The following is a 12,553-nucleotide window of genomic DNA, read 5'->3' on the forward strand; positions in this document are numbered from 1 at the left end:
TGCGATGAGTTGCTGTGGTGGTGAAGAGAAAACGGTTGCAGCGCAGACCGATCCGGTGTGCGGAATGTTGGTTGATCCGGCGAAGGCCGCAGCAGCAACGGAATATAGGGGCGACATGTATTACTTCTGTTCGAAAGGATGTCACGCGAAATTCACCGCTGATCCTGAGAAGTATCTGCATCCTGTTCCTGCTGCTCCTCCACCTGCTGGCGCGGAAAACATGGAATACACGTGCCCGATGGACCCGCAGATTCGGCAGATGGGACCAGGGACATGTCCTATTTGCGGTATGGCATTGGAACCTGTTGGTGTGGTCCTGGAGGAAGATACTTCCGAGCTGGATGGCATGACGAGGCGGCTGTGGATTGCCGCGGTGTTGACGCTGCCATTGTTGTTGATGATGTTCACTCGACCGATGCCGGTGGTTGAATTGCTATTGGCTACTGCAGTGGTCTGGGGGTGCGGATGGCCGTTCTTTGTGCGTGGGTGGCAGTCCGTGCGCACCGGAAATTGGAACATGTTTACGCTGATTGCTCTTGGCACAGGCGCGGCCTATCTGTATAGCCTGGCCGCGGTAGTGGCGCCGCAGTTGTTTCCTGCAACAGCGCGTGATGCATCCGGAGAGATTGGACTGTACTTTGAACCTGCGGCCGTGATCGTCACGCTGGTGCTGGTGGGGCAGGTGCTGGAGCTTCGTGCGCGCAGCAGCACGGGGGCTGCACTGCGTTCTTTGCTGGGGCTGGCTCCGCAGACAGCGCTGCGTGTGGAAGGCAGTACAGAGACGGAAGTGGCACTGTCGGATGTGCATGTGGGTGACGTGCTGCGTGTGCGTCCGGGTGAGCGCGTGCCGGTGGATGGTGTGGTGTTGGATGGTGCTTCGTTAATCGATGAGTCGATGATGACCGGAGAACCCATGCCTGTTGCGAAGTCGGTGAACGATGCCGTTACTGGCGGGACGATGAATGGTACGGGCGCGTTCCACATGCGTGCCGAACGTGTCGGCGCAGACACGATGCTGCAACAGATTGTGCGACTGGTGAGTGAAGCGCAAAGAACGCGCGCGCCGATCCAGCGCGTTGCCGATCACGTGAGCGGCATCTTTGTCCCTGCGGTGCTTGCGGCTGCGGCGATTGCATTTGTGGCATGGATGCTGGTGGGACCGCAGCCTCGTCTGTCTCATGCGGTGGTAAGTGCTGTCGCGGTGTTGATTGTGGCGTGTCCGTGCGCATTGGGGTTGGCAACTCCGATGGCGATCACGGTCGGAACGGGACGTGGTGCGCATGCGGGTGTCTTGCTGCGCAATGCAGAAGCGCTGGAACAGCTTGGTAATGTGAATACGCTGGTGATCGATAAGACCGGAACACTTACGGAAGGTAAGCCTTCTGTTGTAGAGGTGAAGCCAGAGCATGGGTTCAGTGCAGAGGATGTGCTGCAGCTGGCCGCAAGTGTGGAGAAGATGAGCGAGCATCCATTGGCCGGCGCGGTGGTTCATGCGGCCGAGGAGCGCGGTGTACTGCTGCATTCTGCGGATGGGTTTGTTTCAACGACAGGCCAGGGAGTCCATGCAATTGTCAATGGCCACCGCGTTGCGGTAGGGAACGCTGCGGTGGTACGTGAACTGCCGCGCGACCTTGATGCATCACGCGAGGATAGTCGAACACGGATCTTTGTAGTTGTGGATGAAGTGCTTGCGGGAAGTATTGCGATTGCTGATCCGGTGCGTGCTTCGGCGGCGCATGTGGTGAAGGAGTTGCAGCGCGCAGGACTGAAAATTGTGATGGCAACCGGCGATCATGAGGCAACGGCGAAGGCCGTAGCCGGGCCTTTGCAGATTGATTACAAAGCGGGTTTGTTGCCGCAGGACAAGGCTGCCCTGGTGAAACAACTGCGTGATGGTGGTGAGGTGGTTGCCATGGCGGGGGACGGTATCAACGACGCGCCTGCGTTGGCTGCTGCGGATGTTGGCATTGCCATGGGAACGGGGACGGATATTGCGATGGAATCGGCGCCTGTGACCTTACTGAAAGGCGACCTGCAAAGTCTGTTGCGAGCACGACGTTTGAGTGTAGCTACGATGCGAATCATCCGGCAGAATCTGTTCTTCGCGTTCTTCTATAACGCGTTGGGCGTGCCTCTCGCCGCAGGTGTTCTGTATCCGTTGTTTCACATGACCTTGAACCCAATGGTAGCTGCAGGTGCGATGAGTCTTTCATCGGTTTGCGTCATCGGAAATTCGTTACGGCTGCGTTCTGTAAGGTTGGAATAAGTAATTCATCGGGTGCCGTCGTTTACAGGAGAGGTAAGCATATGAGCTTGGTGAAAACATCGATGTCATCGCCTGTGGGAATACTCCGGTTGGTAGCGAGTGACATTGGGTTGGTCGCTGTGCTTTGGCCTGAGGATGATCCGAAGCGTGTGCGTTTGGAAGAGGCACGCGAGGATGATGCGCACTCCGTATTGAGAAAGGCTGTAGCTCAACTCGAAGAATATTTTGCAGGGAGGCGCATGGTGTTCGACTTGCCGCTGGAGGTACGGGGAACCGCATTTCAGAAGCTGGTTTGGGAGCAGTTATTGGCCATTCCTTATGGGAAAACGCGCAGTTATGGTGAGATCGCGACACGTTTGGGAAAGCCTGCGGCCAGCCGCGCGGTGGGAGCAGCGAATGGACGAAATCCGTTGTCCATTGTGGTGCCATGTCATCGTGTGATCGGAACGTCCGGAGCACTGACGGGATTTGCCGGTGGGCTGGAGGCGAAGCGCATATTGCTGGAATTGGAAGGGATTTCGATGCCGGGGCAGAAGCCACTCTTTTAGAAAGCGATGGCCTGCCCCCATCGGGGTAGTTCTACAAATGCCCAGGCTCACTTAGAACCTGGGCACTCGATTTGGCTATTGTGGGTGGATGGGAGACTGCGGGGTCGCCGGAGGTGAGATGGTGCCGGGCTGCGCGATGGGTGCCGGTGCTACCGGCGGTGCGATGTTCTGCTGCGGACCGTTGCCAGGACCGCCGGTGGAATAGATCGTGGGTAGACGTGTTTCTACCGAAGGCAACTCAGGAAATGGCGCGTGTGGCTCGGTCTGATACCAATAGGCAACGGAGTAGTAGTTGTCCGAGCGGTGATTCGCGTGGCCGTGTTCGATGGTGCCTTTGAATTCTTTTGTGAAGGGAACTGGGGAATCGAGATGGAAGCGATAGACAAGGTTGTGACTTCCGGCGAGCTCTGATCCGACGAGCGGTGCTCCGTTGCTCTGGTAAGCAAAGTGAGTCCCAAAATCCCATGCGCCGAGGAAGTAGTCTTCCGATCCGGTGCCGGTGATGGTGGGCTTGCTCATGTCATCGATGAAGAGCATTTCGTCGCCCTCACCCCACCAGCCATCCTGATTCTGCACCACGCCCAGCGTGAGGCCGACGTAATGGCCTTTGCCGCTGGCTTCGAGGAAGGTGTAATTGTCTTTGCCATCCAGGTTGGGCTTCAGGTTTACGCGATAGTCCTGGTTGTCATAAAAGTCGGTTGTCCACCCTTTGTTGGGAATGGCCTGGCGATATTGCGCATGGAAATACAGCGAGTCTTTGTCGGCCACGTTGGGACCGGTGCGGTATTCCAGGTTGTAGTAAAAGCTGTTGATGGGCAGCTTGCCCTGGTTCTCGATTGTGATGCGCGCATGCTTTCGGAAGGGCATGGGGAAGTAGCTGTTGAGCGCGCGGCTGGAACCGACATTGAGTACGGCAGATTCAAAATCGACATATTCGCCGGTGTTCTGACCGAAGAAGTCGCCGATGGGGACTTCGACGCTGGGGCTGGTTTCACCGTCCCAATAGATGCGCAGAACGACGCGCTTAAGGAAGTATTTTTCGGAGTCGGAGATGGTAACCCACAGGTGCGAGATCTGACCGGGGCCATCGACATCCATCAAAGTTGCCGTGGTGCTCGGGAGCACACGAATCGAATCGTGGTTGCCTCCGGTGGGATCCATGCTGCCGATGCGATGCAGTGTGTAGGTCTGTGGGTGCGTTAGATCGACACTGCCGCGGACTGCCTGAGCCGAAGCGGACAGCACAATGAAAGACGAAAGCAGGGCAGGTAGGACAAAGCGCATAAGCAAAGCATCCAATTCCGAAAGGCAGATGGCAAGCGCCACCAATGTACTGGCTTTGTGTTCTGCTGTCACGCGGGAAGTGCTGGATGAATGTGGAAGAGAAGTTGGTGGAGGCGGGGAGAATCGAACTCCCGTCCGAAGAAACCAATGACAAAAGGCATTCATGCTTTTCCCGTGTCATCTTTGTCTCGTAGCCGCCACTTAGAACGGGCGAAGATGTAACGGCCACCAGCCTGATCGATCTCGTCATTGCCGTCCAGGCGGAACAGCTTTGACCAGCCTACTGTACGACGATTGGTACCCGCCCATAGGCGAAGCGGGAGCAATCGGCTACTTATTTAATTAAGCAGCAAGTGCAAACTGAGGTTCGGCACTTATAGTTTTTGGGTTCGATTACGGGTGTACCCACCCCGGCATGCCCTCTTGCCACAAGCGACCCCGTCGAAACCATGACGCCCCCACTTTGTGGAGCAGCTTCGAGCGTTGCGAATGCAGCGCTGTCAAAGAACTGTATTGATTATAAATCCTCGGCATTCGCGCGACGCCGCTTCAGCCCGGTATACTTCGCGGGAGTCCGCGCTTGGCGGCGTGAGGTGCATGGAACAATGAAGATGGCAGTGGCGCTGCTGGCGCTGGGGATGATCGGAACCGGTATGAATGCGGAAGTAACGAAGGCGTCGTTCGGAACGGCGAAGAACGGCAAACCCGTTGAAATCTATACGCTGAAGAGCCCGGGACTGCAGGTGAAACTGATCACGCTGGGCGCGCGCATTCAGGCGATTGACGCTCCAGACCGGAATGGCAAGTTCGCGGATATCGTCCTCGGACATCCGCAGGCCGCGAGCTATCAGGATGATGGTGGGACGTATTTTGGCGCGGTGGTAGGGCGCTACGGCAACCGCATTGCCAAGGGACAGTTCAAGATTGATGGCCAGACTTATTATGTGCCGATCAATAACAACGGACAGTCGCTGCACGGGGGGACAGATGGTTTTGACAATCGAATCTGGAGCGCGAAGGAAGTTGCCGATGGTGTGGAGTTCACGCTGGTTTCGCCTGATGGCGACCAGGGGTATCCCGGTACGCTGACCACGCATGTGACGTACACGCTGCATGGGCATGACCTGAAGATTGAGTACAGCGCCACGACGACCAAGCCGACGGTAATTAACCTGACGAACCATTCCTACTTCAACTTGGCGGGTGAAGGGAATGGAACGATTCTGAATCATAAGATTCAGATCAATGCCGACCGCTATACGCCGGTGGACAAGGTTCTGATTCCCTCGGGCGATCTGCCTGCGGTAGCGGGGACGCCATTTGATTTCCGTACGCCACATGCCATCGGAGAGCGGATTGAGGCGAAGAATGAGCAACTGACGATTGCGGGTGGTTACGATCACAACTTTGTGCTGAATGGCACAGCGGGTGCGCTGCGGACAGCGGCGGTGGTAACGGATCCTTCATCAGGACGCACGCTGACGGTGAAGACGACGGAGCCAGGTGTGCAGTTCTATACCGGCAACTTTATCAAGGACGGCGAGATCACCGGCACCGGTGGCAAGAAGTATGTACGCCGCGGTGGATTCTGCCTGGAGACGCAGCACTATCCGGATTCACCGAATCATCCGGCGTTTCCAAGCACGCTGTTGCGACCGGGGCAGACGTATCACACGACCACGATCTTCAGCTTTACGAAGTAATGCACGCTGCTGCTAGGAGCGCTTCGCTTTGGGTGCGAAGTGCTCCAGCGCGGCGGCGTTTAGGGTTTGCTTGACCTCAAGCAGTTTGCGCCACGGGTTCTTCTTCAGGCGCGGCTTCCACTCCCCGAAATCATGCACTGTATAGCGTGGGCGCGTGTTGCCGGTAAGCTCTTTCCACTCCAGCGGCATGCTTACGGGAAGCCCCGCGCGTGCGCGCATGCTGTACGGAGCGACGGCGGTGGCACCGCGTTCATTGCGCAGGTAGTCGAGATAAATTTTGCCGGTGCGAGCAGCCTTGGTCATCTTGGTCAGGTAGAGTTCGGGGTGCGCTTGTTCCATGGCTTGCACCAAGCCGTGTGTCCACGCCTTCATGAAGGCAAAGTCATGCTTCGGCGCGATGGGAAAGAGAACATGCAGGCCTTTGCCGCCGGTGGTTTTTACGAAGCTCTCCACACCCGCGCTTTTCAGCACCTCACGTACTTCGAGTGCGGCTTCGCAGACGGTGGACCAGGAAAGCGATTCGTCGGGATCGAGGTCGATGATGATGCGATCAGGGTGTTCGAGGTCGTCGTTGCGTGAGCCCCATGGATGGATTTCCAGTACGCTCATCTGCGCAAGGCCTGCGAGAGCTTCGGCGGTGTCCAGAGTGATGTAGGGTTCGGGTGCGCCACCCTTCTTGTCGGCCACCATGACACTGCCGACGCCTGCGGGCAGCATGTGGTTGACGTGCTTCTGATAGAAGCACTGGTGCGCAGAACCTTCGGGACAGCGAACGAGACTTAATGGCCGGTTTGCAATATGCGGAAGCATCTCTTCCGAGACGGCCCACAGATAGTCCATGAGTTCTCGTTTGGTGACGCCGCTTTCAGGATCGACGACTTTGTCCGGGTGCGTTAAACGTAGGTTTGGTGCGCTGTCTGTCGTATGTGATGTGCGCTTAGCTCGTTTGGAATCGATGGGGATGACCTTTGCTGACTTTGCTTTTTCTTTTGTATCTTCGGCGGGTTCAAGCAGTGTCTGAACGTCTTTCTTCGTCTCCGTGGGAGCGGCGGATTTGTGTTTCGCAGAGGGAGGACCGATTTCGCGGCGGACTTCTTTTGCGGGCTTGTCTTCGCGAAGGCCCAGGAATGCTGCCTGGCGCACGAGGTTATCCGCGGTCCATGTGGCGAAGCGTACCTGCGCAACGAGTTGCGGCTTAACCCAGTGCGCATCTTTGCGACCTGCAGCGTCGATGGCGACGAACGGATTAGACTTTGTTTCGATGGCGTCAAGTTTGTCGCGAATGAGTTTGTGTGTCTTCTGCGTGAAGCCGGTTCCGGTACGACCTGCGTAAATGAGTTTGCCTGCATCGTCGTAATAACCGAGCAGGAGTGAGCCAACACCGCGGCTGCCGTTGGATAAGTCGACCCAACCGCCGATAACAAATTCCTGTTCCAGAACACATTTTGATTTAAGCCAGAGAGCATTGCGGCCGGGATGATAGGCGGCGTCCGCCTTTTTCGAGATGATGCCTTCCGCATGCAGTTCACAGGCGGAGCGGAAAATCTTTGCGCCGTCGCCCGCAATGTCTTCGCTTAGCCGCAGGCCGTCGTTGTCACCAGAAAGAATGGTATGTAACAGGCGCTTGCGCTCTTTCAGCGGAAGTTCGCGCGTGTTGTGGCCGTTGAGATGGAGCAGGTCAAAGAGGAAAAAGGTGAGAGGGTGTTTCTCGTTCTTTTCAAAGGAGGCTTGAAGATGCGCGAAGCTGGAAAGGCCCTTTTCGTCGAGGACGACGACCTCACCGTCGAGGATGGCGTCCTGTACGGGAAGCGTCTTGATCGCTTCTGCGATCGACTTCATGCGGTGTGTCCAATCGAGACCGCTGCGGGTGAAGAGTTGTACTCGTGCGCCTTGTTTGCGCGCCTGCATGCGATACCCGTCGAGCTTGATCTCATGCAACCATTCATTTCCCGATGGCGGGGCAGTGGCTTCTTGCGCTAGTTGCGGTTTGATAAAGTCAGGGAGTTTTTCTTTGGGTAGTTTTGCTAACAAACTGTTATTGAATGGCCCGGTTTTCTTTACCGAGGCTGCGCGTGACGCTGCATCTGCGTCATGCGCACGTTGGCGATACCACGCCTGTCCCTCGGTTGCGGTTTCTTTTGAGTTCCAGATGTGGGTGCCGGCCTCAGCGATTTGTTCAAGAGAACGACCCGTTACAGCGGAGTTCGGCATCTCTTCGGTGATGGCAGGATCATTCGGTGTACGTTCGTAGTCATCGTGTTCTTTGATGAGCAGCCAGTTGGGCTTGCCTTCCTGCGCAGCTTTGCCGCCCATGCGAACGAGCGTCCAGTTGCCGTGCATCTTGGTGCCGTTGAGAGCAAACTTCAGCGAACCTTTACGCAGGCCTTCTTCCACGTCGACATGCGGCTCCCATGTGCCCTGATCCCACACCATCACGGTGCCGCCGCCGTATTGGCCGCGCGGAATAATGCCTTCAAAACCCCCGTATTCCATGGGATGATCTTCCACCTGCACCGCGAGGCGCTTATCTGCGACAACGTAGCTTGGACCTTTGGCGACGGCCCAGCTTTTTAGAACGCCATTCCAGCCGAGGCGAAAGTCGTAGTGCAGGCGCGTGGCTGCGTGCTTCTGAATGACGAAGGGCAACGATGCTGCGGAGGCCGGTTTCCGTTTGCCGCTTGGTTCCTCAGTTACTGAGAAGTCGCGCATAGAGCGATAGCGCGCAAGCTGCTCATCCACGGCATCGCCTGCGGTTGGCTTTACCTGTTTCTTTGAAGTGGCTTTCTTTACTGTCTTCTTCGTCGCCATGCCTCACGTCCTTCTGCAAAGAACAGATGCCTGCAAGCGGCGAAGGCGCGGCCTGATTCGCCGCGCCTTTCGCATTTTCTATTTCCACATGGTTAAGCCGACTTGCGCCGCGCTGTCTTCGCCGGTTTTGCGCTTGCAGAAGCCTTCTTGCGATGCGGTTCGGCTGCCTGTTCGCGCTTGGGCATCTCCGCAACGTTGGAGCGTTTTTTAATGGGCTCCTTCTTCGCGGTCTTCTTGCCCGGGGGCGGCGTGTCTTCGCCTTCTTCGGTTGATTTCCCCGATAGAGAACTGCGCAGTGCGTCCATCAGGTTAATGACCTTCGCGCGCTTGGGTTGCGGTTCGTCCACGGGCACAGGCTCGTCATGCAGCTTAGCGTCTACGAGTTCTTTCAATGCAACTTCGTAGCCGTCCTTGTACTTCTTCGGATCGAACTTCGCCGTTTTCTTCTTGATCAACTGTTCTGCCAGTTCGAGCTGATCTTCGTCTACCGAAACCTTTGGGATGTCTGAGAAGTATTCTTTCGGATTACGCAGTTCTTCGCCGTAGCGCATGGTGTATGCCATCAGGCCGCGTCCTTCATCATCCTTGCTGGCCATGAGCGCGACGATGTGTTCGCGGCCGCCGAATGCGATCTTGCCAAGGGCGACTTTGCCTGCCTTCTGCATGGCTTCGCGGACAACTGCGAAGGCCTCTGCCTGTGCATCGCCGTCGGGTGCAACGAAGTACGGCTTTTCAAAGAAGGCGGGATCAATTTCGCTCTCGTCCACGAACTGCTCCACGGCGATGGTGTGCTTGGAGGGCACGCGGAGATTATTGATTTCGCTGGGCTCAATGAGGATGTATTTGCCCTTGGCGTATTCGTAGCCTTTGACGATGTCGTCCTTACCCACCGTGGCGGACTGTTCAGACATGTCCTCGCCGCCGTTTTCCATGGTGGATTCCAGCACCTTTTGATGGCGCACGCGCTCACCGGTGGAGCGGCTTACCTGGTGAAAGCGGATCTGGCTTTTGGCTTCAGTGGCGACGAAGAACTTTACCGCAAACTGCACCAGCGAAATCTGTATGGTTCCTGACCAGTAAGGACGCGCCATTGTAAAAAGACTCCTGCCATTTCTGATTCCGTTTGGGCACTGGCAGGATGTCTCTTTACTGCATCAAAGTCAATGCAGTTATGGATTAGTGATTAACTGGCAAGTCAACGCACCCTACTGTGCGATGCGTTCGAACTGCAGGCTTACGGCACCTGCATGGTTGAAGCGGGCGACCACTTCCGTGCCTTCGGAGGTCCAGGTCACGCCAGTCCAACTGCCAGTAGTGATCCAATCGCCTGCTTTGAGGCCGCCGGTGCGCGCTGCGCCTTCGTTGGCCAGATAGACCAGCAGGCGGACCAAGTCCGTGCCGCCGGGATTGGAGCCGGTGTTTTCAATGCGTACTACTCCATCTGTTGTGACGACGACATGCTCCTGCGACCAGTCGATCTCCTGCCAATGGGGAATGCGGGGACCGGCGGCGAATCCGCCGTGGATGGCCAGGTCTGCCAACATATGTTCGCGGGGCTGGACGAGCGGGTCAATGTAGGAGGATTCCAGCACCTCAATGGCGGGATACGCGCCGTCCATGGCGGCGATGACTTCCTCGCGCGTGTAGGGGGTGGAACGCGGCGGAAGCGCGGTGCCGACGCGGAAGGCAATTTCCGCTTCAATGCCGCGTAAGCGATGCGTCATGCCGCGAAAGACTGCGCCGTTAGCGCCCATCCATGCTGCGGGTAATGGGCAAAAGAATGGAACCCCTTCTGGCGATTGGGCACCGACCTTCCAGCCGCCGATGGGCGCGAAGGCCACGGCCAGAAAATCCTGGATGGCAAAGGATTCTTCCTCGGTGGTGGGTACGATTGCCTCTGGAAGGGAGGGGATGGGGGTGGCTGTGCGTCGCGCTGTCAGAAGATGATCTGCTGCCTGTCGTAACACTGCCTCACGCGCTGCCGATATTGCCATTCCCCTAGCCACCTTTCATGCCATTACGGCTCGTCCCTTTAGTCTTTCGCAGGAATATCTTTCGCGCAAACGGATTGCGATGCATTCCAGTGATTACAGCGTCCTATGATAAGGGCTGCATCGTGGTGGGCCGTAGCGAGGGGAAGTCATGCTGATTGGCAAAGCACCGGAGTTCAAGTCGTCTGACATTACGCCGCGCGAGAAATTTCTCAATCGCCGCAACCTCATCTTTGGTGGATTGGCAGCGGCGGGTGTTGCATACGAGTGGCGTAAGAAGATGCCGCCGCTGTATACGCCGTCGGTGGAAGCGTCGAGCAAGCTGATTACTGTGCCCGGTAAATTCCCTCCGGTAAGCGATGCGATTACGCCCGCAGGTAAGGCGACTAGCTACAATAACTTTTACGAATTTGGTACGGACAAGGGCGACCCGAAGGCGAATGCGGGCAAGCTGCGTGTGCGACCGTGGACGATCAAGATCGAAGGCTTGTGCAACAACCCGAAGACTGTCGACGTGGATGCTCTGCTGAAGTTCAAGCCGTTGGAAGACCGCACGTATCGCTTTCGCTGCGTGGAGGCATGGAGCATGATCATTCCGTGGGTGGGTTATCCGCTGGCGGAGCTGATCAAATTTGCTGACCCCAAACCGCAGGCGAAGTTTGTAGAGTTCACCTCGCTGGCGGACCGTTCGCAGATGGAATTGCCCGGCGGTTTCGACTGGCCGTACAAGGAAGGTTTGCGGATGGACGAAGCAATGCATCCGTTGGCGCTGCTCACCTTTGGATCCTATGGACAAACGCTGGAGAACCAGCAGGGCGCGCCGGTGCGCGTGATTGTGCCGTGGAAGTATGGCTTCAAGTCTGCGAAGTCGATTGTGAAGATTCGCTTTACCGACAAGCAGCCGACGACAACATGGAATGACATGGCTTCCAGCGAGTATGGGTTTTATTCGAATGTGAATCCGAACCATAGCCATCCGCGCTGGAGCCAGGCGCATGAGCGGCGCATTGATTCCAGCGTTTTTCCGAAGACGATTGCGACGCTGCCGTTCAATGGTTACGCCAATGAAGTGGCCAGTTTGTACAACGGCATGGATCTGAATAAGAACTTTTAAGAGAGCGCATGTCGAATCGCACGATCCGTATTTTGAAGGTTGTTGTGTTCCTGTTGGCGTTGGTGCCGGTGGGAGGGATCATCTGGCAGTTCCAGACAAACAACCTGGGCGCCGATCCAGTGAACACTCTCACGCATGAGACGGGCGATTGGACCGTGTACATGCTGTTGGCTTCGCTGGCAGTGACGCCGTTGCGAAGGCTTTCGCCAAAGCTGGCGTGGTTGATTCGCTTTCGCCGGATGCTGGGGCTGTGGGCGTTCTTCTGGGCCTCGCTGCACCTGTTGACGTATGTGCTGCTGTTCTCAGGTTTTGATTTGCCGGGTGCATTTACGGCGCTGCGAATGGGCGACCTGCACACCGTTGTCGCGGATTGGAAGACCGTGTGGCCGACCATGGTGGAGGACATTCAGAAACGCCGGTTTATCCAGGTGGGCATGCTGGCCTATGTGATTTTGCTGGCGCTTGCAGTGACGTCGCCGCAGTGGGTGCTGCGGAAAATGGGCGGGAAGTCGTGGCAGACGCTGCATCGTACCGTGTACGGCGCTGCGGTGCTCGGCATCATTCACTACTGGTGGCTGGTGAAGAAGGGCAATCATGCACCGATGAAAGACACGGTTGTGCTTGCTGTGGTGTTGCTGGCGCGGCCTGCCACGAAGTGGCTGCAGGAATGGATGGCTGCCCGACGGAAGCTCACTGCAGTTTGAGCCGTATCGCTTCGTCATTCTGAGCGCAGCGAAGAATCCCGACGCGTTCTATCCTGCCGCAGATGCTGAAGGTTTCTCGCCAGAAAGCCTCAAGCGGTGTTGCAAGGAACCAGCACTGTGGGGATTCTTCGTCGC

The 12,553-nt window shown here is 56.8% G+C and carries 9 protein-coding genes and 1 other RNA gene; 5 read left to right on the plus strand and 5 right to left on the minus strand.

Annotated features, from left to right (window positions below; genetic code table 11):
• Positions 1-4: 4 nt before the first annotated feature.
• Positions 5-2,266, plus strand: a complete 2,262-nt coding sequence (locus AB6729_RS01570; protein ID WP_371079806.1) for a heavy metal translocating P-type ATPase — start codon at positions 5-7, stop codon at positions 2,264-2,266.
• 41 nt (positions 2,267-2,307) lie between these two features.
• The gene (locus AB6729_RS01575) at positions 2,308-2,814 is read left to right on the plus strand and encodes a methylated-DNA--[protein]-cysteine S-methyltransferase (protein ID WP_371079807.1); all 507 of its coding nucleotides are present in this window, start codon (positions 2,308-2,310) and stop codon (positions 2,812-2,814) included.
• A 75-nt stretch (positions 2,815-2,889) separates the two neighbouring features.
• On the opposite strand, the gene AB6729_RS01580 is transcribed toward AB6729_RS01575, so the two are convergent.
• Together AB6729_RS01580 and ssrA are read right to left on the minus strand one after the other, a co-directional pair.
• Positions 2,890-4,098 (minus strand): glycoside hydrolase family 172 protein, encoded by a 1,209-nt coding sequence (locus AB6729_RS01580; protein WP_371079808.1) that lies wholly within the window; start codon positions 4,096-4,098, stop codon positions 2,890-2,892.
• A 105-nt stretch (positions 4,099-4,203) separates the two neighbouring features.
• Positions 4,204-4,558, minus strand: a transfer-messenger RNA (tmRNA) gene (gene ssrA / locus AB6729_RS01585).
• 145 nt (positions 4,559-4,703) lie between these two features.
• On the opposite strand from ssrA, the gene AB6729_RS01590 reads away from it, so the two are divergent.
• Positions 4,704-5,801: an aldose epimerase family protein gene (locus AB6729_RS01590; RefSeq protein WP_371079809.1), complete on the plus strand. Its 1,098-nt coding sequence runs from the start codon at positions 4,704-4,706 to the stop codon at positions 5,799-5,801.
• A 12-nt stretch (positions 5,802-5,813) separates the two neighbouring features.
• Here the strand turns inward: AB6729_RS01590 and ligD are convergent, their stop codons facing one another.
• The 3 genes from ligD to AB6729_RS01605 form a co-directional block, all read right to left on the minus strand.
• Positions 5,814-8,609, minus strand: a complete 2,796-nt coding sequence (gene ligD, locus AB6729_RS01595; RefSeq protein ID WP_371079810.1) for a DNA ligase D — start codon at positions 8,607-8,609, stop codon at positions 5,814-5,816.
• A gap of 92 nt (positions 8,610-8,701) precedes the next feature.
• Positions 8,702-9,700, minus strand: a complete 999-nt coding sequence (locus tag AB6729_RS01600) for a Ku protein (RefSeq protein ID WP_371079811.1) — start codon at positions 9,698-9,700, stop codon at positions 8,702-8,704.
• Positions 9,701-9,814: 114 nt separating this feature from the next.
• Positions 9,815-10,603: a 2-keto-4-pentenoate hydratase gene (locus AB6729_RS01605; RefSeq protein WP_371079812.1), complete on the minus strand. Its 789-nt coding sequence runs from the start codon at positions 10,601-10,603 to the stop codon at positions 9,815-9,817.
• Between the two features lie 148 nt (positions 10,604-10,751).
• On the opposite strand from AB6729_RS01605, the gene msrP reads away from it, so the two are divergent.
• Entirely contained in the window at positions 10,752-11,714 is a 963-nt protein-coding gene (gene msrP / locus AB6729_RS01610; RefSeq protein WP_371079813.1) for a protein-methionine-sulfoxide reductase catalytic subunit MsrP, read from the plus strand.
• An 8-nt stretch (positions 11,715-11,722) separates the two neighbouring features.
• A complete protein-coding gene (locus AB6729_RS01615; protein WP_371079814.1) occupies positions 11,723-12,418 on the plus strand; it encodes a sulfite oxidase heme-binding subunit YedZ in 696 nt (231 codons plus the stop codon).
• The last annotated feature ends 135 nt before the right edge of the window (positions 12,419-12,553 follow it).

The sequence above is a fragment of the Terriglobus sp. RCC_193 genome (genome assembly GCF_041355105.1).
In the GTDB taxonomy this organism is placed as follows: domain Bacteria; phylum Acidobacteriota; class Terriglobia; order Terriglobales; family Acidobacteriaceae; genus Terriglobus.

What these genes read in the sequence shown, in the direction of transcription:
- AB6729_RS01605 (WP_371079812.1), bottom strand. Translation starts at nt 10,603, where the DNA reads ATGGCAATATCGGCAGCGCGTGAGGCAGTGTTACGACAGGCAGCAGAT.
- AB6729_RS01600 (WP_371079811.1), bottom strand. Translation starts at nt 9,700, where the DNA reads ATGGCGCGTCCTTACTGGTCAGGAACCATACAGATTTCGCTGGTGCAG.
- msrP (WP_371079813.1), top strand. Translation starts at nt 10,752, where the DNA reads ATGCTGATTGGCAAAGCACCGGAGTTCAAGTCGTCTGACATTACGCCG.
- AB6729_RS01575 (WP_371079807.1), top strand. Translation starts at nt 2,308, where the DNA reads ATGAGCTTGGTGAAAACATCGATGTCATCGCCTGTGGGAATACTCCGG.
- AB6729_RS01615 (WP_371079814.1), top strand. Translation starts at nt 11,723, where the DNA reads ATGTCGAATCGCACGATCCGTATTTTGAAGGTTGTTGTGTTCCTGTTG.
- AB6729_RS01570 (WP_371079806.1), top strand. Translation starts at nt 5, where the DNA reads ATGAGTTGCTGTGGTGGTGAAGAGAAAACGGTTGCAGCGCAGACCGAT.
- AB6729_RS01580 (WP_371079808.1), bottom strand. Translation starts at nt 4,098, where the DNA reads ATGCGCTTTGTCCTACCTGCCCTGCTTTCGTCTTTCATTGTGCTGTCC.
- AB6729_RS01590 (WP_371079809.1), top strand. Translation starts at nt 4,704, where the DNA reads ATGAAGATGGCAGTGGCGCTGCTGGCGCTGGGGATGATCGGAACCGGT.
- ligD (WP_371079810.1), bottom strand. Translation starts at nt 8,609, where the DNA reads ATGGCGACGAAGAAGACAGTAAAGAAAGCCACTTCAAAGAAACAGGTA.